General features: G+C 36.8%; 36 protein-coding genes and 1 tRNA gene. 25 read left to right on the top strand and 12 right to left on the bottom strand.

Features of this window, described 5'->3' with window-relative positions; translation table 11 throughout:
* Window position 1: 1 nt before the first annotated feature.
* Window positions 2–241 (bottom strand): hypothetical protein, encoded by a 240-nt coding sequence (locus HYU07_03325; GenBank protein MBI2129248.1) that lies wholly within the window; start codon window positions 239–241, stop codon window positions 2–4.
* Window positions 242–323: 82 nt separating this feature from the next.
* Entirely contained in the window at window positions 324–1,391 is a 1,068-nt protein-coding gene (locus HYU07_03320; protein MBI2129247.1) for a hypothetical protein, read from the bottom strand.
* A gap of 259 nt (window positions 1,392–1,650) precedes the next feature.
* On the opposite strand from HYU07_03320, the gene HYU07_03315 reads away from it, so the two are divergent.
* Window positions 1,651–2,592 (top strand): hypothetical protein, encoded by a 942-nt coding sequence (locus HYU07_03315; GenBank protein ID MBI2129246.1) that lies wholly within the window; start codon window positions 1,651–1,653, stop codon window positions 2,590–2,592.
* Window positions 2,585–2,878: a hypothetical protein gene (locus tag HYU07_03310; GenBank protein MBI2129245.1), complete on the top strand. Its 294-nt coding sequence runs from the start codon at window positions 2,585–2,587 to the stop codon at window positions 2,876–2,878. Before HYU07_03315 ends, HYU07_03310 begins: the two co-directional genes overlap by 8 nt.
* Here HYU07_03310 and HYU07_03305 read toward each other — a convergent pair.
* The 4 genes from HYU07_03305 to HYU07_03290 form a co-directional block, all read right to left on the bottom strand.
* A complete protein-coding gene (locus HYU07_03305; protein MBI2129244.1) occupies window positions 2,867–3,937 on the bottom strand; it encodes a hypothetical protein in 1,071 nt (356 codons plus the stop codon). The genes HYU07_03310 and HYU07_03305 overlap by 12 nt on opposite strands.
* Before the next feature lie 45 nt (window positions 3,938–3,982).
* The gene (locus HYU07_03300; protein ID MBI2129243.1) at window positions 3,983–4,522 is read right to left on the bottom strand and encodes an HIT domain-containing protein; all 540 of its coding nucleotides are present in this window, start codon (window positions 4,520–4,522) and stop codon (window positions 3,983–3,985) included.
* A complete protein-coding gene (locus tag HYU07_03295) occupies window positions 4,519–5,169 on the bottom strand; it encodes an HIT family protein (GenBank protein ID MBI2129242.1) in 651 nt (216 codons plus the stop codon). The genes HYU07_03300 and HYU07_03295 overlap by 4 nt, the downstream gene beginning before the upstream one ends.
* Window positions 5,170–5,357: 188 nt before the next feature.
* Window positions 5,358–5,753, bottom strand: coding sequence for a hypothetical protein (locus tag HYU07_03290; protein ID MBI2129241.1), 396 nt, complete (start codon window positions 5,751–5,753; stop codon window positions 5,358–5,360).
* A gap of 343 nt (window positions 5,754–6,096) precedes the next feature.
* Between HYU07_03290 and HYU07_03285 the strand changes: the two genes are divergently transcribed.
* From HYU07_03285 to HYU07_03245, 9 genes are all read left to right on the top strand, one after another.
* Window positions 6,097–6,276, top strand: coding sequence for a hypothetical protein (locus tag HYU07_03285; protein ID MBI2129240.1), 180 nt, complete (start codon window positions 6,097–6,099; stop codon window positions 6,274–6,276).
* 112 nt (window positions 6,277–6,388) lie between these two features.
* Entirely contained in the window at window positions 6,389–6,577 is a 189-nt protein-coding gene (locus tag HYU07_03280; protein MBI2129239.1) for a ribosomal L7Ae/L30e/S12e/Gadd45 family protein, read from the top strand.
* A 1-nt stretch (window position 6,578) separates the two neighbouring features.
* On the top strand, window positions 6,579–6,902 hold the full coding sequence (locus HYU07_03275; GenBank protein MBI2129238.1) for a 30S ribosomal protein S28e: 324 nt from the start codon (window positions 6,579–6,581) through the stop codon (window positions 6,900–6,902).
* Between the two features lies 1 nt (window position 6,903).
* The gene (locus HYU07_03270) at window positions 6,904–7,089 is read left to right on the top strand and encodes a 50S ribosomal protein L24 (GenBank protein MBI2129237.1); all 186 of its coding nucleotides are present in this window, start codon (window positions 6,904–6,906) and stop codon (window positions 7,087–7,089) included.
* Complete coding sequence (gene ndk / locus HYU07_03265; protein ID MBI2129236.1) at window positions 7,086–7,565, top strand: nucleoside-diphosphate kinase; 480 nt, start codon at window positions 7,086–7,088, stop codon at window positions 7,563–7,565. Before HYU07_03270 ends, ndk begins: the two co-directional genes overlap by 4 nt.
* A 3-nt stretch (window positions 7,566–7,568) precedes the next feature.
* Window positions 7,569–11,033: a GTP-binding protein gene (locus tag HYU07_03260; protein MBI2129235.1), complete on the top strand. Its 3,465-nt coding sequence runs from the start codon at window positions 7,569–7,571 to the stop codon at window positions 11,031–11,033.
* A 156-nt stretch (window positions 11,034–11,189) separates the two neighbouring features.
* On the top strand, window positions 11,190–11,888 hold the full coding sequence (locus HYU07_03255; protein ID MBI2129234.1) for a 3'(2'),5'-bisphosphate nucleotidase CysQ: 699 nt from the start codon (window positions 11,190–11,192) through the stop codon (window positions 11,886–11,888).
* Window positions 11,889–11,909: 21 nt separating this feature from the next.
* Complete coding sequence (locus HYU07_03250) at window positions 11,910–12,311, top strand: FAD synthase (protein MBI2129233.1); 402 nt, start codon at window positions 11,910–11,912, stop codon at window positions 12,309–12,311.
* Window positions 12,312–12,451: 140 nt separating this feature from the next.
* Window positions 12,452–13,051 carry a hypothetical protein gene (locus HYU07_03245; protein MBI2129232.1) on the top strand — a complete coding sequence of 200 codons (600 nt, stop codon included), beginning with the start codon at window positions 12,452–12,454 and terminating at the stop codon, window positions 13,049–13,051.
* Here HYU07_03245 and HYU07_03240 read toward each other — a convergent pair.
* The 4 genes from HYU07_03240 to HYU07_03225 all read right to left on the bottom strand — a co-directional run bounded on the left by HYU07_03240 (window position 12,984) and on the right by HYU07_03225 (window position 15,664).
* The gene (locus HYU07_03240) at window positions 12,984–13,652 is read right to left on the bottom strand and encodes a DUF1461 domain-containing protein (protein ID MBI2129231.1); all 669 of its coding nucleotides are present in this window, start codon (window positions 13,650–13,652) and stop codon (window positions 12,984–12,986) included. The genes HYU07_03245 and HYU07_03240 overlap by 68 nt on opposite strands.
* Complete coding sequence (locus HYU07_03235; GenBank protein MBI2129230.1) at window positions 13,634–14,395, bottom strand: ribonuclease H-like domain-containing protein; 762 nt, start codon at window positions 14,393–14,395, stop codon at window positions 13,634–13,636. The genes HYU07_03240 and HYU07_03235 overlap by 19 nt, the downstream gene beginning before the upstream one ends.
* Window positions 14,396–14,441: 46 nt before the next feature.
* Window positions 14,442–14,876 (bottom strand): hypothetical protein, encoded by a 435-nt coding sequence (locus HYU07_03230; GenBank protein ID MBI2129229.1) that lies wholly within the window; start codon window positions 14,874–14,876, stop codon window positions 14,442–14,444.
* A 179-nt stretch (window positions 14,877–15,055) separates the two neighbouring features.
* The gene (locus HYU07_03225; protein ID MBI2129228.1) at window positions 15,056–15,664 is read right to left on the bottom strand and encodes a hypothetical protein; all 609 of its coding nucleotides are present in this window, start codon (window positions 15,662–15,664) and stop codon (window positions 15,056–15,058) included.
* Window positions 15,665–15,759: 95 nt separating this feature from the next.
* Here HYU07_03225 and HYU07_03220 point away from each other — a divergent pair, with 95 nt between their 5' ends.
* The 5 genes from HYU07_03220 (at window position 15,760) to HYU07_03200 (ending at window position 18,604) form a co-directional block, all read left to right on the top strand.
* A complete protein-coding gene (locus tag HYU07_03220; protein MBI2129227.1) occupies window positions 15,760–16,557 on the top strand; it encodes a hypothetical protein in 798 nt (265 codons plus the stop codon).
* A 71-nt stretch (window positions 16,558–16,628) separates the two neighbouring features.
* Window positions 16,629–17,441: an MBL fold metallo-hydrolase gene (locus tag HYU07_03215; protein MBI2129226.1), complete on the top strand. Its 813-nt coding sequence runs from the start codon at window positions 16,629–16,631 to the stop codon at window positions 17,439–17,441.
* 180 nt (window positions 17,442–17,621) lie between these two features.
* Window positions 17,622–17,930, top strand: coding sequence for a hypothetical protein (locus HYU07_03210; GenBank protein MBI2129225.1), 309 nt, complete (start codon window positions 17,622–17,624; stop codon window positions 17,928–17,930).
* Between the two features lie 11 nt (window positions 17,931–17,941).
* Window positions 17,942–18,232 carry a hypothetical protein gene (locus HYU07_03205; GenBank protein MBI2129224.1) on the top strand — a complete coding sequence of 97 codons (291 nt, stop codon included), beginning with the start codon at window positions 17,942–17,944 and terminating at the stop codon, window positions 18,230–18,232.
* 45 nt (window positions 18,233–18,277) lie between these two features.
* Complete coding sequence (locus HYU07_03200; GenBank protein ID MBI2129223.1) at window positions 18,278–18,604, top strand: zinc ribbon domain-containing protein; 327 nt, start codon at window positions 18,278–18,280, stop codon at window positions 18,602–18,604.
* Here the strand turns inward: HYU07_03200 and HYU07_03195 are convergent.
* Complete coding sequence (locus HYU07_03195; GenBank protein MBI2129222.1) at window positions 18,601–19,206, bottom strand: HAD family phosphatase; 606 nt, start codon at window positions 19,204–19,206, stop codon at window positions 18,601–18,603. The genes HYU07_03200 and HYU07_03195 overlap by 4 nt on opposite strands.
* Before the next feature lies 1 nt (window position 19,207).
* A complete protein-coding gene (locus HYU07_03190; protein MBI2129221.1) occupies window positions 19,208–20,104 on the bottom strand; it encodes a hypothetical protein in 897 nt (298 codons plus the stop codon).
* Window positions 20,105–20,155: 51 nt separating this feature from the next.
* On the opposite strand from HYU07_03190, the gene HYU07_03185 reads away from it, so the two are divergent.
* From HYU07_03185 to HYU07_03145, 9 genes are all read left to right on the top strand, one after another.
* Window positions 20,156–20,602 (top strand): hypothetical protein, encoded by a 447-nt coding sequence (locus HYU07_03185; protein ID MBI2129220.1) that lies wholly within the window; start codon window positions 20,156–20,158, stop codon window positions 20,600–20,602.
* A gap of 177 nt (window positions 20,603–20,779) precedes the next feature.
* Window positions 20,780–20,853 (top strand) — tRNA-Trp (locus HYU07_03180).
* 25 nt (window positions 20,854–20,878) lie between these two features.
* Entirely contained in the window at window positions 20,879–21,151 is a 273-nt protein-coding gene (locus HYU07_03175; GenBank protein ID MBI2129219.1) for a hypothetical protein, read from the top strand.
* Between the two features lie 84 nt (window positions 21,152–21,235).
* Entirely contained in the window at window positions 21,236–21,535 is a 300-nt protein-coding gene (locus tag HYU07_03170; protein MBI2129218.1) for a hypothetical protein, read from the top strand.
* A gap of 11 nt (window positions 21,536–21,546) precedes the next feature.
* Window positions 21,547–22,605, top strand: coding sequence for an FAD-binding protein (locus HYU07_03165; protein ID MBI2129217.1), 1,059 nt, complete (start codon window positions 21,547–21,549; stop codon window positions 22,603–22,605).
* Between the two features lie 6 nt (window positions 22,606–22,611).
* The gene (trpS, locus tag HYU07_03160) at window positions 22,612–23,700 is read left to right on the top strand and encodes a tryptophan--tRNA ligase (protein MBI2129216.1); all 1,089 of its coding nucleotides are present in this window, start codon (window positions 22,612–22,614) and stop codon (window positions 23,698–23,700) included.
* A 16-nt stretch (window positions 23,701–23,716) separates the two neighbouring features.
* Window positions 23,717–24,103, top strand: a complete 387-nt coding sequence (locus HYU07_03155; GenBank protein ID MBI2129215.1) for a hypothetical protein — start codon at window positions 23,717–23,719, stop codon at window positions 24,101–24,103.
* Between the two features lie 69 nt (window positions 24,104–24,172).
* Window positions 24,173–24,412 (top strand): hypothetical protein, encoded by a 240-nt coding sequence (locus HYU07_03150; GenBank protein MBI2129214.1) that lies wholly within the window; start codon window positions 24,173–24,175, stop codon window positions 24,410–24,412.
* Between the two features lie 167 nt (window positions 24,413–24,579).
* Window positions 24,580–24,792: a 1-acyl-sn-glycerol-3-phosphate acyltransferase gene (locus HYU07_03145; protein ID MBI2129213.1), complete on the top strand. Its 213-nt coding sequence runs from the start codon at window positions 24,580–24,582 to the stop codon at window positions 24,790–24,792.
* The last annotated feature ends 37 nt before the right edge of the window (window positions 24,793–24,829 follow it).

Raw genomic sequence — 24,829 nt, 5'->3', positions numbered from 1 at the left:
TTTATCTGAACTCGAAGCCCTTCCTGAATTCTTTCATTGCTTTTCTGATATTTTTTGCATCTTCTTCGCTCAATGTCTTTTTTCCAAACAGAAATTCTTTCGTATTGAATTTACTGCACATCTCCTGATGCTCGTCAACTATTTTTGAAAAAAACTCACCCATTTTCATGCCATGCCTTGCAGATTCCGACTTAAATGCCAGCCAGTCTTCATCATTTATGTTTTTTATGCAAACATCCATTTAACATCACCTTCAGTAAGAAAGCCAGAACCTATATTTAAGCTTTTCTGTTTTTTATAACTTTTATAACTTATATAACAAATTAGATTCCTTTGCCTGTGTTAATTATCAGGGCCTTGTTTCTTGGGTTTATTTTGCCTTCGTCAAATCTTTGCAAATATAATGCCAGCCCGGCAGCAGCTGATGGTTCGGTATTGCAATATTGGCTTAATATTTGATATGCTTGTTTTATCCTTTCTTCTGATACTTTAAATACGCCTGTGTTTTTTCCTGTAAATTCCAATGTTTTTAAAGCTAAAAAATCTTGGTCGTCAAATATGATGAAAGGATTATAATTTTTGGTAAGTTTGTCTGCAATGCTTCTTTTTTGTTCAGGCTCTGCCCCTAATATGCTTATTCCAGTAAGCTTTTCAAGCGGTATCTTTAATCTTGGATCTTTGTTTCGTGCATTTCTCGTTTGCCATGTGAGATAATTTTCCATTAATCTCCCAGATCCATAAGGAACATAAATCTCATCAGGGCATTCATTGAATGCTTCATGCACATGCCAATCGTAAAAAACTGCATTAGGCTCTATAATCATCACAGATGTTATATCAATGCCATTTTCATTATTAGTTAATCTTTTTATATCGCCAGCAGTTAGGGGCTTTTTGCTTAAATCTGCCCTGTAAATGTCAGCATGCAATCCTTTTAATGTCTCTAACCTCTCAGTAAGTATATAAGAATCCACTAAGAGCTTCATTGGCGGCAGCTCAAATTTTTCAAACATATTTGAAACAGATCTGCCAACATTCCCTGCTGTAACATAAGTCAATCTTGGAACAACTAATGAGCCAATATTTCCATTGACTAAGCCCGATTTCTTTTTTAAGTACAGCCCTCTGGCATAATCCCTGAATAAAGCAGTCAATTCCCAAGCCATCCTGTCTTTTATAGTTTGAGTGGGGTTGCTTCTAATGTCTGATTCGTCTTTTACAAAAACATTCTCGCAGCCTTCTAATTGCTTGACCGGGGTTGCTTTCCATTCTGGGTTTTTTGGGTCGTTCTCGCTAAATATTGGAATCTTATCTGCCCATTTTTCTACAAGCTTCCAATCCATGACTAAAGGGTATTCAAGTTCCTTTATTACTTCCGCATTTAATGCCATTTTATTCCTTTTTTAAGAATGTTTTTAGTGCATATTCAACAATATGGGATTTATTCCTGAACCTGCCTTCTTCAATGACTTTCTCTGCTTCCTTAACTAAGGTTTGATCCATTGAAATGCTTAATTTAATTTTCATTTTTGCCACAGTACAATCATACTACCCGGTAGCAAGAATCAGTATATAAGCTTTTCTATTTAAATTACTTTATAGTAGTTAAAAATAGAAAGATTTAAAAACAAGCATAGTTTCTTGGTTATCATGAATATTGACGCTGTAAAAGGGATACTAACTAACAAGCATCTCAGCTATGTTTTAAAGAATTTTGCCAAAGAAGGCGTTGATCATCCTTATTCTCTGTCCAGGGAATTTGTTGTTAAATTCTTAGGCCGCCAAATGTTTGGCATAACACAAAAGCCCAAAGCTGGCTTGCGGTTTGAAAATCATTCACATTCACGTTTCTCTGACGGCGATGATCTGAATGCGATAGTCCAATTATTGTTTGAGAAAGAGATTTCAATATGGTCGCTTACAGATCATGAAAATTCTGAGGCATTTGATCAGTTAAAAGAAGGCAGATATAAGCTTAACATCAAAAATAAGTGCGAATTGGAAGTGAACAATGATGGAAGGTCAATGGTAATCCATTCCCAAGACAGGCAGCTTGTTCTTTTGAGGTCAATTGAATACTGGACAGATAAGGGCGAAATAGGAATTCATTGCTATAAAGGCAGACTGCCATATAAAAATATCCCCCTCGATGAAACAATTGACAGGGCGTTTGACATGGGAGGCTATGTTGTCATCAACCATCCCTATTTTTGGGAGGGCATTGGCGCTAATGGGAGAAAAAATATCGAAGAAGCTGTTGATAAAGGCGCTGCTGCGATTGAAAAGAATGGAACCGAAACATTGGTTCAGATTTATTCTCCGGTAAGGGCAGAACTGGATGCCGGGGAGTTTAACGTTCCTCTTATAACTTCCGGCGACGCACATAGGTTATACATGTATGGCTTAAGCGGAATAACTTTTGATGAAAAAGCATATGAAAATGCGCTCAAGCAAAACGGAATGAACCATGCAGATGCTGTTAAAAATCTAGTTTCTTCAGGAAATTTTGAAACTTATCTGAATTATTTGAAGCTAAAGGAATTTTTGGGATTCTTTTCATTTGGAGCTGCAAAAGAGGCAGAAAATGGATAAGAAAATAGAAGCACTTTTGCTTAAGTTCAGGGAAATCACCAAAGCAGAGCAAAGGCTGACAGATGAAGAAAAAGAAATATTTGAAAATGTAGAATATAATAGGCTCTACAACCAATTAAAAATATATAATAAACAAGTTGTTATAAAAGCAATAAACCCAAACACCGGAGAGATTTTTTATGACGGAGATTGCGGTGGTGAAAGGTTCAATATGACAAGTGCGGGGTATAGGGAAAGTAAAAAAGGAATGAAGGTTTATGTGATAGGACCATCGTTATTTAAATAAATTTAAAATGTGCTTCCAAATTTTTTGAAATATGCTTGAAGCAGGCTCTTTGGAGATTTTATCAATTTGTTTTTCTTCCTTAATTTCTGGTTCTTCTGGAGAACTTATCGGGATTAGAGAATAAATATCTAATAAGTGTTGCCTACATGGTTGTTGCATTGTTTCCCATCTTTCTTGCCCACACCAATCTCTTACAGTTAATTCCCCTGTAATTCTTACAGTCTGATTGCTTTCTGCAAATCTCTTAATTTGATCATTAGATGAGAAAATTGTATTGGAAGTATTGCTGTATCTAAAAATGCAACCTTTTAAACAATGTATCGTACCAATTGCATCTATTCTCTCATATTTCACTTCTTCAGTTAGGATTTTTTCAAAATTTTCAGAATAATCAGGATAACAACTTACATTATGGTTTTGTAATCTAACATCTTCTACAATACCTTCTTTTTGGGAATCATCTGCATATTTTTTAATATCAGAATAAGTTGAATTTCTTGTAAAATAGACCATATAGCTCAAATTTAAAGGGTCAAGTGGACTTGATGGGCTAGCAACATGTGGTTTCCAAAGAATATTATGCGTCTGCTTTTCTGTTGTTCCTTCTTTAAAATGAACTACTAAACTTCCCCTATAAACAAAACAATCTTTGCTAACTTCTTCTATGCTTGAATCATTAAGGCTTTTTAAACGTATAATTGAGTCTCCGCTGATCGCAAGCTCAAAAACATCTTCATCTATGGTTGTTGGATTTGCATAAATCTTTACCAATTCGCCTTTATCTACTATCACCTCTTTTCCTCCTGAAACAGGCAATAAAAAATGATAAAAAGGAATTTTTATAATTCTCCTTTCTGTTAAATTACTGCTGGTTTTTCTGACTTGTATTATTCCTAATTCGAAATATTTGTTTTCTATGCCTTTATTAACTGTTAGATTCCAAGAGACAGGAGGCAGGCCTATATTCACTATACTGCCTATTAAGATTTCTTTAGCATCGGAATTGAAATCCCAAATTTCACTAGGAGAATTTGCTCCAAAAACAAAACTAACAAACAACAATATAATAAAGCCTATGCTGAATTTAGGGTGCTTTTTCATTATCTAAGGTATTCTCTCCAGCTGCTTTATCAGGTAATTCTCCTCTTTCCCGATCTTCTCGGGGATCTTCTCAGTCTTGTCTTCGATCACAATCGGCTTTGGCTTTTCCCTTTCAAACTCTCCGATCTTTTTCGCCTGCTCCTTGAGCTTAAGCTCGACTGTTGACATCTCTTCTTCGCTTAATTGCTTTGGCTTCCAGTTGAAATTAATATTGTCATTTTGAGCTCTTGGGATGATATGCACCATAAAGTGCGCTGCTTTCTGGCCTGCTGCAATTCCGTTCGTAACAATGATATTTGTCCCTTCTGCCTTTAATGTTTCAAACACAGTCATGGAAATCCTGTTTGCAATTTTAAACAATGCATCAACAAGAGGATCAGGAACCTGCTCGATTATCGGGTAATGCTCTTTCGGCATGACAAGGACATGGCCCACATTTGCAGGGTTCAAATCAAGGATTGCGATTATTTTTTCATCTTCATAGATCTTCTTTGAAGCGGCTTTTCCCTCGATTATTGCGCAGAAAGGGCAGTTGTCCATCATTTTCCGCCGCCCAATAATTTTGCAATGTCATCAAGATCCACTTTTTCTTCTGATTTTTTATCTGTTTTTTCTTTTTTAGCTTTCTTTTCAGGTTTGATTTCTTTTTTTTCTTCAAGCTCTTTCTTAGGCTCTTCTACAATTTCCGCTTCCACTGCTCCGAGTTTTTCAGCCAATAGCTTTCTTACTTTGTTCAGATCGTCCTCGCTGATTCTATTATGAGGAATTTCCAATCCAACATTATCATTTTCAACTCTTGGGATAACATGGACCATAAAATGCTGCGCTTTCTGGCCTGCTGCAATGCCGTTTGCAACAAATATCGTTGTGCCATGGCTCTGCAATGCCTTCAGGCTTACCTGCGACAACGCCTTGGCAACCTTGAAATAATAGCCGACTTCATCTTCCGGAATCTGCGGCATAATGGAATAATGCTCTTTTGGGAGAACAAGCATATGCCCTGGATTGGCAGGATTGATGTCAAGCACTGCAATGCACTTGTCATCTTCATAAACTTTCTTTGACTGCACTTTGCCGGAGATTATATGGCAGAATACGCACTGCTGCTTCTGGAATTCCTTAAGCTCCTCTGGAGACATCTTGCTGATCTTCTCCTGCATTGCATCTGATTGATCTTTAGTGAGCTCCATTTATGATTAAATTGATTATTGGTATAAAAATGTTGCGGCGATTTGGCGTAAGCGACCAAATTTTCCTTTAAATCGCCGTTGTACTCTTTTATCCTACAAAGTGGGGGAAAATTTCGTACGAAAAGTCGGCAAATGGCAAATACTATCAAGAACGAAGTTCAATAGAATAGAAGAAGAAAGGGCAAGAATTATTTTTGCATTCTCAGTAAATCTACAGTTCTATGATACCCAGCTTTCTTAAAAGCTTCCAAGACTTCAGATCGTGCTTCTGCATTTGTAATAATTAATGGAGGCATGACCATTCTAATAGTAGTGCCTGGAATTCCTACATGCAAATATTTGTCAACCATACCATCTAAATCAGGTTTTGGATCAAATTTATCAAGAGTTAATATACTAAAATTATCATGATAAGATGTTCTTCGATTACCATTTTGAATCATATGAAGGAAATAATTTACAAATGGTCGGCTACTATCTAGTTGGAATTCCCTTCTGAATTCTTCACTTGCTTGAACACAAGCTTTATCGGCATATTTTAAAACTTCTTCAGTTGTTGCAATTAATACTAAATCTTTTTCCATCTTATGTGATATAACTGTAGAGTAGTATATAAATCTTTCGGCTTTGGAGTTTTGCCCTTTCCACTAATTCGCCATTTGCCGATTGAACATCAACAACTATTTCTCGAAGTTATTGCGGGAAATAGAATATGCTGCCATGCAAACCTCAGACAACTTAGATCTACATGCATGCTGCAGACAGGGATATGAAAGATCTTGCAGAATTGCTTTAACATCAAAAATCCAAAAAACTTCATAAATAAACCCCTTTTTCTAAAAGAACAATAAGATGTCTTAAATTGATTTCCGTAAGAGTCATACATTGGCTGTATTATTAATCATACATATGTATAAAAAAGTAAGCATGACTAAAAACACTCTGCAAGCCCTACCACTATTTACGAATGATTTTGGCAGAGAATATTATGCTGGAGAAGTTAAAAAATCAGAAAAAAGATTAATGAAATCAGAAGCAAATTTCAAGCAGAGAAATAACGAGCAGAGCTGCAAAAGCATTATTTGCAAAAAACAACAAACTTTATAAACAAACCCATTTTTCTCTAAATTAATATAAACCAATGATTAATGAAGGCATCATTGCCCGAATGAGGAGACAATTCTGATTGTTCTCCAGAAAAGAAAAATTGGAGGTTAAAATGGCTGAAGCATCAAAGGAAACAATAGAAAAGGTGTGCAAGGAAAAGAACATTGCATGCGTTAAAGTCACATCAAGGGAAGAGCTTGGCGCAGCTGCCGGGCTGGATGTTCCGACAGTCAGCGTTGCAATAGTGAATGAAGGCGAAGCAAAAGACTTATTAAAAGAGATAACAAACAGCTTAAGATAAAATGGCTAAACCGCAAACTGATGTTACAAAGCACCTTAAAACAGACGGCAAGAAAGAAGTACAGCAAAGGCCCCAGAAAGCAGAGGAAGAAAAGAAAGGCGTAATCAGCTTTACGCAGGCAATTCCTGCAAGAGTTGAAGAAGTCATAGGAAGAACAGGGACAAGGGGGGAAGCGATACAAATCAGGTGCAAAGTGCTTGAAGGCCGCGACCAGAACAAGACCTTGAGAAGAAATGTCAAAGGCCCGATAAGAATAGGGGATATTTTGATGCTAAGGGAAACAGAGATAGAAGCCCAGAGGCTTACGCAGAGCGGAAGGAAATAAAATGGCGAAATGCATATTTTGCAGCAATTTACTGAAGCCGGGAACAGGAAAAATGCTTGTGAAGAATGACGGCAGCATGCTTTATTTCTGCTCTTCAAAATGCGAGAGAAATCTCAACTTAAACAGAAGCCCAAGAAAATTAAAATGGACAGCTGAGCATAAAAGGTTGAAAGAGGGTAAAAAATGATTGAGAGAACATTTATAATGATGAAGCCTGATGCAGTACAAAGAAGCATCAGCGGCAAAATCATTGACAGGTTTGAAAATGCAGGGCTGAAGATAGTTGGCATGAAAATGGTTTGGCTGAGCAAGGATTTTTCAAAAAAGCATTATGAAGCCCATATTAAGAAGCCATTCTATAAAGGGCTGGAAGATTTTATCACATCCGGCCCTGTAATTGCGATTGTCATGGAAGGCCTGCATGCAGTTGAGATTGTAAGAAAGCTTGTAGGAGCAACAGAGCCAAGGACTGCGCTGCCCGGAACAATAAGGGGAGATTTTGCGCATCATTCTTACGAGTACACTGACAGGAAAGGAATTTCGATAAAGAACCTTATACATGCGTCATCTTCAAAAGAAGAGGCAAAAAAAGAGATAGAGCTGTGGTTCAATAAAAATGAGCTGCACAGCTATAAAACCGTGCATGAAATTCATGTTTTCTAAAAAATGGCAGCAGAAACAAAACTAGACAAATTCAGGAGATTGATGAGGGCGCAGACACAGATCAGGAATATCTGCACCTCTGCGCACATACATCACGGAAAATGCATATCCGGCAATTCAAGGTTGATATTGGCTGATGGGCGTATAAAAACAGCACAAGAAGTCTATGAGGAAGTTTCGAATAACGGCAATGTTTTCAAAGAAAACGAAGATTGCACTATTTTTTCTCCAAATAAATCAATAACCGTCTTTTCCCTTAACAAAAACACAGGGAGACTCGAGAAAAAAGAAATTCAATATGCCTGGAGGCTAACAGGCGGAAAAACAATTAAAATAAAATTAAGAAACAGATTTGAGATCGCCACAACCCCAGAGCACAAGTATATTGTTTCCAAGGATGGAAATTTTATAGAACTTGAAGCTAAAGACTTGAAGCTTGGCGACAGGGTTGTATGTGCAAGAAAGTTGGATGCAAACTCAACTATGAATACAAAAAGAAAAATTCTAGAAAAACTTTCAACTGAAAATTTTTATGTCAATCTTAAACCAGATTTTGGCTCATCATTGAAGAAAAAAATCCTGGAATATGGCATTAAGAATTTAAAGCAACTGCCAATTTCTGTTAAACCCAAATCTTTTTATCATGGGCTATGGCAGAACAGGCATAATTTAAATGATTTGCTCAAGATATGTAATCTCTTCAATCTTGATATCGAAATGATTTACGACAATATTAGTTTCATTTTTTACAGAACTGGAAAGCAAAGGGGCCAAAATTCATTAAAAATAAAGTTGCCTGTAAATTTTGAAGAACTCTTTTACCTTGCAGGTTTATTTTTAGGAGATGGTTCTGGAAAAAAATTTGTTGTTGGAAAAGATGATTTGGGAAATAAAGTCATTGAAATATGCAGAAAAGTAGGCATTAAAACAACAAAAGTCCAATGGAAAGAAAAAACACCCGAGATTATTACAAACATGACTCTTGCATATGTGTTAAAATGCCTATTTGATTATCCGTTGAAGAAAAAAGCCCACAACATTAAAATATCGGATTTCGTATTTAATTCTGATAAAAAGTACATTGCACAATTATTAAAAGGTTATTTTGATACTGATGGGGGGGTTGAAAAATCTAGAAGCGCTGTTACGCTATCTTCTGCAAGCCAAAAAATGATTGATGATTTGCATTTATTGCTCTTGAGATTCGGCTGCATTGCCATAAAAGAAAAAGATAATGCCCTAACCATCTCAGGATTATCCGCAATTAATTTTGAGAAACAGATAGGCTTTGGACTAAAAGAAAAAATTGAAAAATTAAAGACTCTAGTTAACGCAGTTTCTGGAAGCATTGTTTGTGATACTGTGAAAGTCGGAAATAAACTTATGCTCGTCAATAAATTATTGAAAGATAAAGGCGATGAAGACCTTGCGTTCATAGAAGTAAAATCAATCGAGCAGGGATTTGAGGAAGTGGTTTATGATTTCACTGTTCCTGAAACTCACAATTTTGTAGCAGAGGGCATGGTCATTCATAATACAGCTTTCACAGACAACCTTCTTGCAGCTGCAGGCTTGATGGCTGAAAAAAATGCCGGAAGCTTAGATGCTGGAATGGAGACGTGGCAGCACAAGGATGAGCAGGACAGATTGCTTACAGTTGATGCTGCAAATGTTTCAATGGTGCATGAGTTTGAAGGCAAGGAATATCTTATTAATTTGATTGACACTCCCGGGCACATTGATTTCAGCGGAAATGTTACAAGGGCAATGCGAGCTATTGACGGAACAATCGTCTTAGTTTGCGCTTGCGAAGGCATAATGCCGCAGACTGAAACTGTTATAAAACAGGCATTAAGGGAAAGGGTTAAGCCGCTTCTTTTTATTAATAAGGTTGACAGGCTGATAAAAGAGCTGCAGTTTACTCCGGAGCAGATGCAGGAAAGGTTTATGAAGATTTTCAAGGATTTCAATGTTTTAATAGATGAGATAGCAGAGCCTGAATTAAAGAAGAAATTTCAGGTTGATATCATGGATGGAAGCGTTGCATTCGGCTCAGCAAGGGACAACTGGGCAATGTCTGTTCCGTTTATGAAGAAGAAAAACATAGGCTTCAAGGACATTCTTAAGATTTACGAGCTGAGCGGAGAGGAGAGAAAAAAATGGGTATGGGAAAATGCGCCTTTGCATGAAGTTGTGCTTGACATGGTTATAAAGCACCTTCCTGATCCGCTTGAGGCCCAAAAATACAGAATCCCGAAAATATGGCACGGCGACCCTGAATCTGAATTTGGAAAAGATATTATAAGCTGCAACCCAAACGGAAAAGTTGCGCAGATGGAAGAGGTTACAGCAGGGAACGTGCTGGCAATTGCAGGAGTTGTTGGAAATGCAGGCGAAACAATAACAGCTGAGCCGGAGCAGGCTTTCACAGAGTTAAAGCACATATTTGAGCCGGTAATCACAAAAGCAATAGAGGCTGCAAAGCCAATGGACCTTCCAAAGCTTGTCGAAGTTCTCAGGAAAGTTGCAAAAGAAGACCCTTCCATTAAAATAGAAATTAATGAAGAAACCGGCGAGCATCTGATGTCCGGAATGGGTGAGCTTCATCTTGAAATTATAGAAGGAAGAATAAAAACAGAGAAAGGCGTTGATGTCAAGACATCGCCGCCAATAGTTGTTTACAGAGAGTCTATCACAAAACAATCTCCTGAAATTGAGGGAAAAACTCCCAATAAGCACAATAAATTCATGTTTGTTGTTGAGCCGCTTAATGATGAAATCTACAAAGCAGCAGTTGATGGAATTCTTCCTGAAATGAGAATAAGGAAAAAGGATGAAGAGCTGTGGAAGAATCTGGAGATCAGGGGAATGGACAGCAAAACTTCAAGAAGAGTCAAGGATATCTATAAAGACAACATGTTGATAGAAATAACCAGGGGCGAGGTTCATCTTCCGGAAGTTATGGAGCTTATAATAGATGCTTTTGAAGAGGTTATGAGAGCAGGACCCTTATGCAGAGAGCCATGCAACAAAATCAAAGTGACATTAACTGATGTAAAGCTGCATGAAGATGCTATTCACAGAGGACCTGCTCAGGTTTATCCTGCTGTAAGAGAGGGCATAAGAGGCGCAATGATGTATGCCAAGCCTGTTCTTCTTGAGCCATTGCAAGTTCTGCTTATTGAAGGCCCTGCAGAGTATATGGGTGAGATTTCAAAGCTTGTTTCAAGAAAAAGAGGCCAGTTGTTTGAGATGAACCAGGAAGGAATGGGTTTTGTTGCAAAAGCAAAGATGCCGGTAGCTGAATTGCTCGGCTGGGCATCTGACTTAAGAAGCGCAACAAGCGGAAGAGGAGTTTCTTCTCTAATTGATCAAATGTTCGAGCCTGTTCCTGCAGAATTGCAGGCGATCATAATAAAGAAGATCATTGAAAGAAAAGGATTAACAGAAGGGCAGCTAGGGGCTTGAATAAAGAGGTTTTCTAGAAAACTTTAATAAAGGAAGTACGTTTCAGCATATTATGTTAGAAAAAATAATAAATATTGCGATTGGCGCAGGAAAAATAGTGATGAAACTCAGAGAAGAAGGATTTAAGATCAAACAAAAAATGATTCGTTTGATTTTGTGACTTCAGCAGACATAAAATCAGAAGAATATATTCTAAAAAGATTATCAAAAGACTTCCCAAACTATTCTATTCTTTCTGAAGAGAAAGGAAGGATAGAAAACAATACTTCGCGTATTTGGATGGTTGACCCATTAGATGGAACAAAAGATTTCAAAAATGGAGGAACTGGCTTTTCAATAATGATTGGATTATGCCAAGATGGAAAACCCGTTCTGGGGGTGGTGTATGCACCAGCGAAAAACTTGCTTTATTTTTCTGAAAAAGGTCACGGATCTTATGTAAGAATTGATGGAAAAGACCATAGACTGAACGTAAGTTCAAAAAAATATCTGAAAGATGCTATAATGGTTACAAGAATCCCTCATGGTGAAAAAAGAGAAGATGATAAATTAACTGACTTTTTCGAAGTAAAAGAAAAAATTCCGGAGAGTAGTGTTGGTATTAAGCTAGGTTTAATCGCAGAATGCAAAGCTGATTTTCATATTAGTTCAAATGCTCGAGCATCTAAATGGGATACTTGTGCACCACAAATAATTTTAGAAGAAGCTGGCGGTAAAGTAACAAATTTATATGGAAACACCCTTAACTATAAACAAAAACCATCTAAGTGGGGAATCCCTTTCATTGCATCTAATGGCGCCATACATAACGCAGTAATCAAGGAAATTGAAAAATATATGGAAAAGAATAAATAATAAAAGATAAATTAGGCCTTTATGACCACAGCTCTTGCTTTCGGAACATTCGACATCATTCATCCCGGGCATATGAATTTCCTGAAGCAGGCAAAGAAGCACGCTGACAAATTAGTTGTTGTTGTGTCGCGAGATCTTACTGTAAAAGAGCTGAAAGGAAGATTCCCTGAGAACAATGAGGAAAGAAGGCTGAAGAACATTAAAAAACTGCCCTATGTTGATGAAGCGATCTTAGGCGGCCTTGGAAATGACAAATACGAAATAATAGAGAAGATAAAGCCGGATGTGATAGCTTTAGGCTATGATCAATTTTATTATACTGAAGACTTGAAAAAGGAATTAAAGAAAAGGGGAATTCTTGCGGATATTGTAAGGCTGAAGCCTTATAAGGAAGAGATTTATAAGAGCTCTAAGCTGAGATAACGAAAACCGCCAATCTTTAGGCTAAAGCCAGAGGCATTTGTCTTGCGGTTTTCGGGATTGAAAATTGTTAGGCTGAAGCCTTAATATTAAACCGACAATTTTCAATAAATATTTAAATAGGCATGTAATTTAACAAAAACATGGACAAAGCCATTAAGTACGCTGCAATTGCCGGCATTATTTCAATAGCCATGACAATTCCAATGGTGATACTTGAAGTTCTTAAAAGCCTAAAGATGCTCACGAGCGGCTGGATTGCAGCATATATCCTGACTTATTTAATTTCGCTAATATCATATGCTGTGTTCATATGGGGCTTCAAGGTAATAGGTGAGAAAACACAAAACACTTTACTGACAATCAGTTCATATCTGCTGATAATATCCTCGATATTTTTATATGGATATGTTATTTTAGCTTCACTGCTTCCGTCTTTTGATAAGCTTTTAATTTTAGTTTCAGTGCTATATCTGTTAATTTACGGAGTTTTAAGCCTGCTTGCCGGGATTGCCGTATTAAAGCTAAAGGACAGGCTTGGCTCGATAGCAACAGCTACGGGCATCTTAAACATAATCACGGGAGCAAGTTTTTTGACAATAATCTTATCAGCAATCGGGCTTTTAACCATGATGCCGGCATATGTTTTAGAGATAATTCTTTTATTCAAGGCATCTAAAATTTTGAACGGCCAAAAAGATTTAATAAAGAAACCGCTAAAAAAACAGCCAAAGAAACAATGAAGCTGATGCTGATAATCCTGACCAGTGCATCGACCCAGAATTCTTCAGGGAACAATGTTATCAAAAGCCCTGATGCAAAGGCATAATTTCCCTGCGGGAAAAAGGTTTTGTGGAACAATGAAAATAAGAATTCAAAATTAATAAAAGTGGATAAGAATAACAGCAAAATCAAAGCCATTGTTGAAATGCTGCCGTAAAAAAGATAGTTTAAGAATCTTTTTAGAATAATCCTTGTTTTTTCCTTTTTATATTCTGCGTAATACAGATAACTGAAAAACAGCAATAAAATATTGACCGCCAGTAAAACATAAAAGAAATACCTTGTTTTCAATATCACCATCTTAACATCTCTCATATGCGATATCTCATTCAAATCAAAGCCGTAAACATCAAGGTCTCTTTTATCATTCTTGAAATAATTGAGAATCTGGCTGACAATCTTCTCCTTGTTTTCAACAGCTATGCTGTGCTTTTCGAATTCATTCAGAATAAAGCTTTTGTTGTTTATTGTGTTGATTGTTGCAGACAATATCAATAAAACAGGGAAAGACACAATTAAAAAAATAAAAATACACCTTTTAATTATGCGCTTTCCATGCATTTTTCCTTCAGCCTCCTGTACGTATAATCCGCTATTGCCTTTAAATTTATTATGTCTTCTTCATTATATTCCACTAAAAGATTTAAATAATAATCGTCTCCGGTTGCTTTGAACATCTTCCACAGCATAGCCGCATCCCCGCCGCAGATCCTTTCAATAATTGGGTTTTTTCTTTTAATGCCGAGCTGCCTTTCAATCTCCTTTAAGCCTCCTTTCAGGCCGATTCTGCTGCATGCGTGCCTGAGATCGATATGGGGAATAGCGGGGACTAATCCGGGAAATCTTTTTCTTATGAAAGGAAGGTCAAAAGTTGCTCCATTGAATGTAACAATAAGCTTGTATTTTCTCAATTCATTTTTCAATCCGTTAACATCAAGATTTATTCCGTTTATCATTGTCTTTGTGTTTATTCCGTCGTATAATCCGATCAAAGTTAAATGAGAGTAATTGCTCAATCCGGTTGTTTCGATATCAAGAAAGCACGCTTCATCCTTAAAGAACTCATAAAGCCGCCAATGCTCTGCTTTCGGCAGCGCTTCATCGAAAAAAACTGAATTAAGATTGTAAAGATTCGCCCTTGCCTTCAGCAGCTGCCTGTCAAAATATGGCTTTTTATAGCCTGCGATGCCAGGAACTCTTTTTGCATTCAGGAAGTCATCCCATGTTTTAATACCCGCTTTCCACAACAATGCCTCTTTCTGGCTGTTTATTCTTGGAAGAAAAATGAAGCTGTTCCTGATCATAAAAGAAAGATTATTTCATGTTTTATATAGTTTTTTGTTTTGCAGATTATTCTGCCAAAATCCTGATTGTTTCCCTTTGTAATTTTAAAATCAGTTCTTTCATTTTCTTTAATTGTTTCACATCAATGCTTGTCTCTACACCATAAGTTGAGATTTCCCGTTCCATTCTTACAGTGGAAGCAGCCAAGTTTTCCTCAACATCAAGCGTGTCAAATTGCATAACAATGTCTTTGTCAAGATTTAGCTTTTTTTCTTCTATCAGCTTAAGAAGCACCGTTATCGTGCATGCCTGATTCTGTGATGCGTAGCCGTATTTTGACAGTATCCCTAAAAAGCAATGATAAATCGCATAAAAACCGACATTCAAGGCCCAGTCATATATCTTTAAGTTCTCAAGAGTCTTCAAAACACCATAATTATACTCTGATTTCTTCAAATGTTTTTGCGCCAAATCCAAATCTGATTTTGTGTCAAAAACCACCCATCATAGATGAGTGGCATGTAGCTACGTTCCATCGCATCAGGTTGTTTTTGAGCATGCTCAGAATTTTCCGCATATGAAAAAGGTTGGCTTTCTGCCACCAGTCAAAGACTAGATGGAAAATTCTGACATTTTCATCAGCCTTCGCTGATCCTTTAGGCACCATTTCAGATGATTGTCTATTTGCGGCATTTTTTAACCACCTCAACATATTTTTCAGGATTATGAAATATTAAGCTGTCTGACATAATGCTGTAGAAGGTCTTATCGCCTTTGTTCAGAAGCATGTCCTTTTCAGCTACATCCGCATATCTTATTGGCTGTTCCACTAATTGGGACTTTCTTATTTCTTCTTTAATTTTACTGATTTTCTTAGACTCTTTTTCGTCATACACAAGCAAGACATCAATATCATTAAAATCACGGGTCTTTATTGAGGATCCAAAAACGAGCCCCATCTCAAGATAAGGCATGAATTTTTTCAAGCTGTGCAAAACAACAATAAGCCATTTTGGAAACTCTTTTTCCTCCAAACTTAACACATATTCCATGAATTTAACAGCTAATTTATTTTCATAATTAAATGAAAAATAAGCTGAGTTTCCTATTTCTTCCTTAATCAAAAGCCGCTTTTCTGCAAGAAGGTTGCACAGCTTATTCGCATGAGCATGGTTAATGTTTAGGATTCTGGCCAATTGCCTGGCATTGCGCCTGTCTTTATAGTGCTTAAAAATGTATTTTGCTATCTTGATCTCGATCCTTGTAAATTGTATGTTATTAACAGCCATATGTATGCTAAAAACATACACTTATATAAACCTTTCGGTTTTATTTATGAGAAATTCTCGAAAGATTTTTAAATTTAAGCGTATTCTCATTAAATATGCCTGTATTGACAGAAGTAATAGAAAGAACTGCTCCTCCGGAAGTATTGCCCAAAGAAAAGAGTGACAGAGCTATACCTGAAAAAGAATATATGGTTTTGATCGGAGTAGAAAAAAATTCATCAAAGGATGGCTTAGTTGATAAAATAAAATGCGGGTGTCAGTTTTCAGATGATCTGTTTAAATACAATTTTGCAGTTTTAACAGGCATTATAGAAAAAAATTCTAGAAGTTCTGTTTTAGAGTTCGAAGATGTAAATTATGTCTTTCTTGATAAAAATGGTAGAATTCATAATCGTTCTTTTGGATATAGTTTCTTGTCAAATATAAACAATAAGTGGTATGCCATTTTATTACATGACGAGAACGAGATGCTTAAAAAAATAAGGGCAAACAAAAAAATAATTCAACGAGAAGATTCTGTGGAAATGCTTGAAGAAAGTATTCTTGATCTAAATATATCCTTATTAAAAATGGATGGCATAAAATGTAGCGGAAAGACTCTGGTCTTTATTCAATCTTATCTTGGTGAAACGCCGATTAGAGTAAATTGTGAAGGATATAACTGGAGAATATTTGAGAATATTAATAGCATTCACCAATCAAAAAAAATAAATCTTTTAGAAAAGGGGCATCATCTACTTTTAGAATATAGAAAATTCTTTGCAGAAAAGTTCATACCATTTGAAGAAGAATTTAAAAACTTTGTTCCAATAAATAAAGAAAATTTGCCTAATGAAATATCTCATTATGGCTTTATGAATTTATACGGCGAAGAAATAAAAAGAAATAAGTAAAACTCATTAAAGCCCAAAACAATAGAAAAATTAATAAACTTATTGCCTATTAGCTGTGTTTGGGGGTAATAATGCCATACAACATAATTTTCCTCGGGACAGCAGGCGAAAGCCTGGTATACGGAAAGCAGATCAGGGGATCCGGCGGCATAATACTGCAGTTAGATGATTTCCAGTTCCATGTTGATCCCGGGCCAGGAACATTGCTGGCAGCAGCGCAGTACGGCATCAATGTAAGGGACAATACGGCTGTGCTTGTTTCTCATGCCCATATTAACCATTGCAATGACATTAATGCAGTAATAGCGGCAATGACATATTCAGGACTGGACAAAAAAGGAGTCCTGGTCTGCAATAAAACTTTAATTAATGGCGCAGAAGGGATAACAACTCCGCTTACTGAATTTCATAAGAGCTGCCTTGAGAGGTTCATTGTACTGGAGAGGGAAACTAAAGTTGCAATAGAAAATATTGAAATAAAGCCAATAAGGCTGAAGCATTCTGATCCTGAAGCTCTTGGATATAAGTTCTTCACCCCGAAATTTGTATTGTCTTACATTTCAGATACAGAATTCTCAAAAGACATAATAGAGCAGTGCAAAGGCTCAAATGTGCTTATAATCAATGTCCAGAATCCTTCAGGAGTTGAGGAACCTGGCAGGCTGAGCATAGACGGCGCTGTAAAGATAGTTGAAAAAGTCATGCCAAAATTGGTTATAATAACGCATTTTGGAGCAAAGATGATCAAGGCCGATCCAATGTATGAGGCAAGGGAGATGCAGAGGAAAACCAATGTTCAGGTCATAGCTGCGACTGACGGCCTGGCTGTTGATCCTGTTTCTTATTCTGCTACAAACAGGCAGAAGACGCTGAATTTGTACTGATTATTGGCTTAAATCTAGAAAATAGGAAGATTTAAATCACAACCACTTAAACTAAAGGGTATAAAATGACTCATCAACAGAAACATCGGATATCATAAGAACATTCTATGCTTCCATAGGAAGCAATCGCTTTGTCTGCTTAGCAAGTGGCCAATGCGAAGGGTGTTCGGAGGTATTCCGATGGTAACAAAAAAAGACAGGAGGCATAGCGGTTATGTCACTCCACACATAACTATTTCTCCAAAAGATTTGATAAGATACAATCTGTTTATTGATGATTATTACGATGAGTGGGTTGACTATCGAGATGGTTTCAGAGATTGGTTTAGGGATTTCAAAAAAATAAAAAATATTAAACCCAGAGTTCGATTTTTTAATGAAAATTCATATAAAAAGAGGATTTGCATGAATTTAAAACAAAAGAGGCTTTTAAGAAGGAGAAAAGTCAGAAAAAGCGAAAGGTTTATAAATATCTTTTCTTTACTTTAGATATCTATTGGGTGATAAAGATAATATTAGAAGATTTATACTGGAAAGGCAAGCTGCTGGTATTTACGTGGCATTTTAAGGAAGAATTTGATAATTTAAACAAGCCAATAGAATTTGTTTTGGATGTGTTGGACGAAGGAGAGCATATATTGGTATCAAAGAAGCAGAACAAGTATAATGTGTTTTACCCGTTCAGAGGGAAATGCCTGTGCTTATCTTATGTTGAGCACGAGAATATTATTTTGATTCATATAAAACCCATCAGAAAACCGAAGTTTTCTGGGGGTTCCAGAAAAGCGTAAGCTTTTCTCAGAACTAACAACTGAAAAACCGGAGGCGAAAAGAAAATGAGAAAGTTTATGAAAACGTGCTATAAATGCGGAACAGATGTTAAGATGGCCAAATGCGTAAAAGAAGGAATTGCACTAAACTGCCTGAAGTGCCCTAAATGCGGTGAAGAGTATTTCACATCCAGCGAATTAATAAAATTTGACATAAAGGCTGGCAGAAGAAAATTGATCAGGAAATTTGGCGTTTTAGGGGATTCAACCATCATGAGATTTCCTGATCAGCTATTGAAGGATTACCATATTGAGCCAGGAGACTATGGAGCATTTGAAAAGAGGCCTGAGGGAATTCTCATAAAGCCAGTGCATGCAAAGGAGATAAATTAAATTTTAATGCCGAAAAAACACAGTTCTTTCCTAAGCTGTTTGGCATTTTTAAAAAGAAGTGTTCTCATTCCCAGTTTTTCTGCAGGCTTCAGCATTTTCCTGCTGTTATCAATAAAGATGCACTCATCAGCCTTTGATTTAAGCCTTTTAAGAACTTCATTGTAAATCTTCAATTTTGGCTTGCTTGCGCCAACCATGTAAGAAAACACAATCACATCAAAATTCTTTTTAAAACCATGCTTTTTGTTTAAGAATCTGATTCTCTCCCTTATGTTTCCGGAAAGCACGGCTATTTTGTAATTTTTTCTTAACTTTATAACTATATTTTTAACATCTGTATTTAACGTATAAGAAGAATTCCATATTTTTGAGAATTTTTTATCGTCAAAATTCAGTCCAGCCAGTTCCTTTGCTTTTTTCCAGAATTCTTTTTTAGAGTATTTGCCTGATTTGTAGCCTCTCGATAGCTTTCCACCTCTCATTATGAGGCGCACTTTCTCTGAATTGATATGAGGAAATTCCTTGACCAGTTTTTCATAAGCTATCTCTGTGCCTGGAGAAAAATAAACCCCGCCGAGATCGAAAATTATTGCTTTGATCATCTTAAATTATGCTCATAATCAGATATCCCAATAAGCATCCTGCTGTCAAAAAAGGCATAGCCGGGTAAAACTTATCTTTTTTCGCAAACACAAAAAGCATGAATAACGCTATTGACACAACAACAGGAATTATCAAAACTTTAAAAAATGAAAATTGCTGCAGTAAAACGCCTGCGAACAGCAAGGGAAATGCAATATCGCCTCCTCCAAGAATTGCAATCTTTACTTTTTTAGCTTCGCCTTTTGCTTTCTCAGCTTTTATTTCTTTGATTCTTTTGTAAGGGATAGACAATCCTGCAAACAATTTCGAATCTGTCTGGAAATTTGCCATTGTTATCATGTGCTTGCTCTGCCATACTGCAAACATGTCATAGAGCGAGATGAGGATCAGCAGAATGAAAACAGCAAAAAGGTTCATTATCGGAACAAAAATAGCAGCTATTCCGCCGTAGATGAAAAGCTCTGTCAGGTTATGGATGTAAATATTCGGCCTGTAAACCTTGAATATTGACAAAACAAGGCTTAATAAGAATGCCAGCCATGCATTTATGAAAGCGGCAAATGCAACTGTCAATGTCAGCAGTACAGAAAAGAAAAACCATAGTTTCCACCAGTTTGTTTTCTTGAATCTTATCAGGACAAGCAGGATGATTGTTCCAACAAGGATTGCTGCGCCTATGTAAATGACTGATGCGCTCGGCTCAATTTCAGGCCTTTCAATGCCTGCAGGCAGCTCTGCGTAAGTTATGTTTTTTATTATTACAGTTTCATTCAGCGTTTCATTGAAATAGCTGGTCTGCTGTACATGAACATACTGGCTCGTAACTGCCAGGCCGATGATCTGGGCAAGGAAGAAAAACAAGACAAGCAATAAGGTGATCTTAAGGTTGTGCTTCATAAGATGCGGAAAGTATAAAGTTATTTAAATATATGCTGTTTTTTATTATTGATGAAACTCGCAAACTCAGTCAAAATCAGCGTATTTGCAAAAGAAAGAGAGGATCCTGAAAAGATACTGAGTAAATTAATCTCTTTGATCCCCTTCAAAATTGAAGAAGAAAAAATAACATTAAACAAGCAGAATGCGGCTGGATTTAATGAGAGGATCATAAAAATATTTGAAGTAACACTGATCAAAGACAGGCATATTAACGGATTTCTGGAATTTTTAAATTCTAAATTAACGCAAGATCAAAAAGAGCTTTTAATGCAGCAGGCGGATTCGAGAACAGATGAGGATCTTAATTTCTTCATAAGGCTGGACAAGGAAAAGCTGTTTAATGACGAGTTTTGCATTACTGACTCAGGAAACTGCTATCATATAAAGATCAGCCTTGCTGTGTTCCCGAAGAAAAAAGAGAACTCGTTGGCAGTAATAAAAGAAATATTTAAATAGTAGCCCATATTTCCAATTCATATGACTCACAAAAGTGATTGTCGGTGGAGTTAAGGACATTTTCTTAGATAAAACTATACAAATTTATAATAAAAATCAGCTGTTAATCAGATCTATGTTCTTTGAGTCTTGGCTTTGGCGATAATTCTTCTGATCTTTATGCCGAGTTTGCTTTTTGGGGACGTAGTATAACTCGGCTATCACTGCCGGCTCCAGACCGGTAAATTTGGGTTCAAATCCCAACGTCCCCATATAAAATCAATGGAGGAAAAGAAAATGAAATATGAACCAAAAAGGTACTCTGTTTTAGTTTATCAGATTGAACACCCCATTTTGGGAGATGAACTAAGGGATATTGGTATGGTTGTAGCAAGGGGACGCACTTATGATGCAAGAGAAAAAGAACTTGAAGCCATACTGACAAGATACAAGTTAAGCCCTAACTCATCAGAACAAGAAGTTAAAAGCGCATTGGACAATCATTTAGACGATAACTGCTATGGAGAACATGCAATAATCAGTTTAGTTTTTGATATTGCACCGAGATGAAGGCTAACAAATCCTCAGGATTTAGGAGTCCCCATATACAATAAATCAAAGTCGCACGGACTTAAAGCGTGGAGGAAAATTAAAATGCACATCATGAACGAAAACGAAAAGAAAACATTGGAACGTAGAGTGAAGGATAAAGTATGCCCTTTGATAAAGATTGAGCCACCAAAAGGAGATTCTTCCTGGACTGTACCGGATCCATCCAGCTATTATTGCGGTGCAGATGGCTCTTTTTTAGGCATTGCAGCGGATTTCTTTTATGAACCGAGTGAGTCAATTTGCACCCTTTTTTATGCCAGGATGTGCCGAAAATATCTAAATTCAATCAGTCATACTGACTTAAAACATGGAGGAAAAGGGAATGAAAATCATAAGCGGTGATTATCGCTGGCATGCATGGTTTATATGACGTCTTAATTATTGGCAGCGGTATTGCCGGAAGTGTTTTGGCCTTTGAACTGGAAAAGAAGCATATTAAATATCTTGTTTGTACTGAACAAAAGACGCTCTTATCAAATACGTCGTCAATGAGCTTTGGCCATTGCAGAGTGCCTAAAAATAAAGAACTAGATGATATAATTGAAAAAAGCACAACACAATTAGGCGAAGATGAAAAAAGAATGAGATTCATTTATTCCAGAGCAGATCTTGTTTTAAGTTTGTTTAAAGAGCTTGAGATAAATTTTGAGCATAGAAGTTTTGGGGTAATTCCCTCAGGTAGAAAAAAGGGCGGAAGAATGATTTTAGAAAAACTCCAGCAACACATTTCTTCATTTGAAACAGAAGCAAACCTAATGGATTTTGCCAAGAGTAATGACTTGTTTGATGTATACTTCATAAAAAAAGACAGAGATATCAAATTAAGAGCAAGATACCTTGTTTTGGCTACAGGAGGGTATGCAGGAACTTTTGAATATACCAATAATTTCAGATACAAAAGTTACAATATTTTTGATATTGTCAGAAAGAATGGCAGCGAGATAATCAACACTGATTGCATTTTTATTCATCCTTTTGGATATAATGAAGGAAGAAAAATCTTGATTGGAAACGAAACCAGAGAGGGTGAATTCATTGACTCTGAAGGCAATTTTGTTTTTGACAAAGAAACCCGTGATTTGGTCAGAAACAACAAGTATCATGAAATTTTTGATCAACTCCTTAGACAAATAACTGCTTATATGAAAAGAGGCTCTGAAGTTTATTTTGCAGGCACTGACGGAAAAATTAAGATCACACCTACGGCACATTACACTGCTGGGGGCATTAAAACAGATAATTTGGGAGAAGCCACAGGTTGCAAAGACCTTTTCGCAATTGGGGAGTGCAAGGCAGATGGCTCAAGAAATGGTGGTAGGTTCCCCGGTTATCCTTTTACATCATCAATAGTTTGCGGAAAAGTTTTAGCAGACTATTTTAAGAAAACTTTAAATAATAAGCCCTGTAAGTGATCACCAATGTCAAAAATCATAGACGTTTACGGAAGCGAACTCCCTGAAGACTATTCGAAGATCGTTAAAGACTTCGGATTGGAGCCGTTTGATCTAGGTCTATTCCCAGATCCAAACAGGCTGATGAGGAGAGGCATAGTTTTTGCAGGCAGGGATCTTAACATTATTTCCAAATGCATAAAGGAAAAAAAGCCATTTTATGTCCTGTCAGGCATAATGCCCACAGCTGAGAAGATCCATCTCGGAACAAAGATGGTTGTTGAGAACATCAAGTATTTCCAGGATCACGGCGCAAAAACATTCATCTTGGTTGCAGATTTGGAATCAGCTGCTGCAAGAGGCGTTCCTCTGGAAGAAGCCAAAAAAAGAGCATTGAATTTTCACATTCCGGCTTACATTGCCCTTGGCTTAGACCCAAAAAAAACAATATTTTACTTCCAGTCAGAAAACAAGGATGTTGTTCATCTGGCTTATGAATTTGCAAAAAAAATTACATTGAATGAATTCACAGCAATATACGGGAATGCAGACCCGGGTAGGATAATGTCTGCTGTTACGCAGGTTGGAGATATTCTTTATCCGCAAATAAATGAAAGAATGCCCGGCATAATTCCTGTCGGCATTGACCAGGATCCTCATTTAAGGCTGACAAGAGACATTGTAGCAAGAGTTAAGGAAAAGAAGTTCTTTGCGCCATCTTCATTGTATCACAAGTTTATGCCTGCATTAGACGGCTCGCTAAAAATGTCAAAATCCAATCCCGACAGCATGATAGAACTGCCTGAAGATGCAAGTTCCGCATGCAGTAAAATAAAGAAGGCATTGACTGGCGGCAGAGATACTTTGGAAGAGCAGAGAAGGCTTGGAGCGGTTATAGAGAAAGACATGGTTTTCGAGCTGCTGAAATATCATTTAGTTGAAGATGATAAAGAGCTGAAAAAGATCCATGATGACTATGAATCAGGGAAAATGCTGAGCGGCGAGATAAAAGAGATCGCATGCAAAAAGATGACGGAATTCATGGATGATTTCAATAAAAAGCTTGAAAAAGCCAGAAAGCAGGTTAATGGCTTGAAGTTTGTCAAGTTTGGATAAAAAGGTGTATGGTAAAATGGATGAGATAGATTGGAAAGAATTTTTCAGGCCACTTCGGGAAAAAAATGAAATGCTTAAAGGGCTTGCTGAGAGATATTGCAAAACACATTTTTACGGTGGAGATAAATCAGACGTGTTTGTCAAAGATGTAATCGATGGAGGGCCATTAGTTCTTGTTGGGAAGATCCTACATTCAGATGGACCAATGTCTATTGATAAGTTTTTTTCAGCTTTCGATTTAGGAAAACCAATAACAAGAGAAGCATTTGCTCTGCGCTCTGAATTGAATTCTTTTTTAACACACTACAAAACCGATGAGAATTATAATCTTTATATAACCAAAGAGCAAGTAGATTTTCTAATTAAAGATTACCCGCAGTTTTTAGGTCAGAATATCGGTTAGCAAATTCTGAAATAAACAAAAGATATAAATACTAAAAAGCCAAAAACAACCAAATAAAGAGGTGATTTTATGGTTGAAGAGAAATCATGGATCCAGAGGCCTATTGCTCCGTTATCCGGCACGTTCATGGCAGCGAGCATAATCGGGTTTTTCATTGTTGTGTTCTATTATGAGGCAATTGCAGATGCAATCGGAGAATCGTTCAGCTTCACATTCCTGCTGTTATTCATACTGATGTTCATTGCTTCGATCATCTCCATGACTTACGGCCCGAGCGAAGCTGAACTGAAGATGGACAGGCGAAAGTAACTGCCAATAGAAAAAATTTTAAAGCAGCCTTTATTTCTCTGCCTTGATGCCGGACAATAAAGCTGATGTAAGCAAATTGACAGATGATTACGACCATTCTTTTTATGCAAGTCAAGAAGGTAGGGTAGAATGGTTCATACACCGCTATATAATCTAGAATAATTTACATGTCAAATCATAAAAGCCATTTGGATTACTGTATACTCAGCCTTATACTGCGCCAAAATGGTTTTGAAGCACCCGCAATAGGAGTTGGAAGCAATTTGTTTATTTGTCCTTTTGGCGATTATATTAGAAAATTAAAGGCATTTCCAATAGAAAGAACAAACGACGAATTTAAATCAAGGGAAGGGACTTTTTGTTTATTAACCAGGGGGTGATAAATAACCAAAACATTTATATACATAATGTTGATTA

The sequence above is a fragment of the Candidatus Woesearchaeota archaeon genome, from assembly GCA_016180285.1.
GTDB lineage: Archaea > Nanobdellota > Nanobdellia > Woesearchaeales > JACPBO01 > JACPBO01.
The sequence above is the reverse complement of the archived record's forward strand: the minus strand, read 5'-3'. Positions and strand labels throughout refer to the sequence as shown.

Excerpts from the sequence above, each read along its gene's own strand:
- HYU07_03325 (MBI2129248.1), bottom strand. The coding sequence starts at position 241 with ATGGATGTTTGCATAAAAAACATAAATGATGAAGACTGGCTGGCATTT.
- HYU07_03320 (MBI2129247.1), bottom strand. The coding sequence starts at position 1,391 with ATGGCATTAAATGCGGAAGTAATAAAGGAACTTGAATACCCTTTAGTC.
- HYU07_03315 (MBI2129246.1), top strand. The coding sequence starts at position 1,651 with ATGAATATTGACGCTGTAAAAGGGATACTAACTAACAAGCATCTCAGC.
- HYU07_03310 (MBI2129245.1), top strand. The coding sequence starts at position 2,585 with ATGGATAAGAAAATAGAAGCACTTTTGCTTAAGTTCAGGGAAATCACC.
- HYU07_03300 (MBI2129243.1), bottom strand. The coding sequence starts at position 4,522 with ATGATGGACAACTGCCCTTTCTGCGCAATAATCGAGGGAAAAGCCGCT.
- HYU07_03295 (MBI2129242.1), bottom strand. The coding sequence starts at position 5,169 with ATGGAGCTCACTAAAGATCAATCAGATGCAATGCAGGAGAAGATCAGC.
- HYU07_03290 (MBI2129241.1), bottom strand. The coding sequence starts at position 5,753 with ATGGAAAAAGATTTAGTATTAATTGCAACAACTGAAGAAGTTTTAAAA.
- HYU07_03285 (MBI2129240.1), top strand. The coding sequence starts at position 6,097 with ATGACTAAAAACACTCTGCAAGCCCTACCACTATTTACGAATGATTTT.
- HYU07_03280 (MBI2129239.1), top strand. The coding sequence starts at position 6,389 with ATGGCTGAAGCATCAAAGGAAACAATAGAAAAGGTGTGCAAGGAAAAG.
- HYU07_03275 (MBI2129238.1), top strand. The coding sequence starts at position 6,579 with ATGGCTAAACCGCAAACTGATGTTACAAAGCACCTTAAAACAGACGGC.
- HYU07_03270 (MBI2129237.1), top strand. The coding sequence starts at position 6,904 with ATGGCGAAATGCATATTTTGCAGCAATTTACTGAAGCCGGGAACAGGA.
- ndk (MBI2129236.1), top strand. The coding sequence starts at position 7,086 with ATGATTGAGAGAACATTTATAATGATGAAGCCTGATGCAGTACAAAGA.
- HYU07_03260 (MBI2129235.1), top strand. The coding sequence starts at position 7,569 with ATGGCAGCAGAAACAAAACTAGACAAATTCAGGAGATTGATGAGGGCG.
- HYU07_03250 (MBI2129233.1), top strand. The coding sequence starts at position 11,910 with ATGACCACAGCTCTTGCTTTCGGAACATTCGACATCATTCATCCCGGG.
- HYU07_03245 (MBI2129232.1), top strand. The coding sequence starts at position 12,452 with ATGGACAAAGCCATTAAGTACGCTGCAATTGCCGGCATTATTTCAATA.
- HYU07_03240 (MBI2129231.1), bottom strand. The coding sequence starts at position 13,652 with ATGCATGGAAAGCGCATAATTAAAAGGTGTATTTTTATTTTTTTAATT.
- HYU07_03235 (MBI2129230.1), bottom strand. The coding sequence starts at position 14,395 with ATGATCAGGAACAGCTTCATTTTTCTTCCAAGAATAAACAGCCAGAAA.
- HYU07_03225 (MBI2129228.1), bottom strand. The coding sequence starts at position 15,664 with ATGGCTGTTAATAACATACAATTTACAAGGATCGAGATCAAGATAGCA.
- HYU07_03220 (MBI2129227.1), top strand. The coding sequence starts at position 15,760 with ATGCCTGTATTGACAGAAGTAATAGAAAGAACTGCTCCTCCGGAAGTA.
- HYU07_03215 (MBI2129226.1), top strand. The coding sequence starts at position 16,629 with ATGCCATACAACATAATTTTCCTCGGGACAGCAGGCGAAAGCCTGGTA.
- HYU07_03210 (MBI2129225.1), top strand. The coding sequence starts at position 17,622 with ATGGTAACAAAAAAAGACAGGAGGCATAGCGGTTATGTCACTCCACAC.
- HYU07_03200 (MBI2129223.1), top strand. The coding sequence starts at position 18,278 with ATGAGAAAGTTTATGAAAACGTGCTATAAATGCGGAACAGATGTTAAG.
- HYU07_03195 (MBI2129222.1), bottom strand. The coding sequence starts at position 19,206 with ATGATCAAAGCAATAATTTTCGATCTCGGCGGGGTTTATTTTTCTCCA.
- HYU07_03190 (MBI2129221.1), bottom strand. The coding sequence starts at position 20,104 with ATGAAGCACAACCTTAAGATCACCTTATTGCTTGTCTTGTTTTTCTTC.
- HYU07_03185 (MBI2129220.1), top strand. The coding sequence starts at position 20,156 with ATGAAACTCGCAAACTCAGTCAAAATCAGCGTATTTGCAAAAGAAAGA.
- HYU07_03175 (MBI2129219.1), top strand. The coding sequence starts at position 20,879 with ATGAAATATGAACCAAAAAGGTACTCTGTTTTAGTTTATCAGATTGAA.
- HYU07_03170 (MBI2129218.1), top strand. The coding sequence starts at position 21,236 with ATGCACATCATGAACGAAAACGAAAAGAAAACATTGGAACGTAGAGTG.
- HYU07_03165 (MBI2129217.1), top strand. The coding sequence starts at position 21,547 with ATGCATGGTTTATATGACGTCTTAATTATTGGCAGCGGTATTGCCGGA.
- trpS (MBI2129216.1), top strand. The coding sequence starts at position 22,612 with ATGTCAAAAATCATAGACGTTTACGGAAGCGAACTCCCTGAAGACTAT.
- HYU07_03155 (MBI2129215.1), top strand. The coding sequence starts at position 23,717 with ATGGATGAGATAGATTGGAAAGAATTTTTCAGGCCACTTCGGGAAAAA.
- HYU07_03150 (MBI2129214.1), top strand. The coding sequence starts at position 24,173 with ATGGTTGAAGAGAAATCATGGATCCAGAGGCCTATTGCTCCGTTATCC.
- HYU07_03145 (MBI2129213.1), top strand. The coding sequence starts at position 24,580 with ATGTCAAATCATAAAAGCCATTTGGATTACTGTATACTCAGCCTTATA.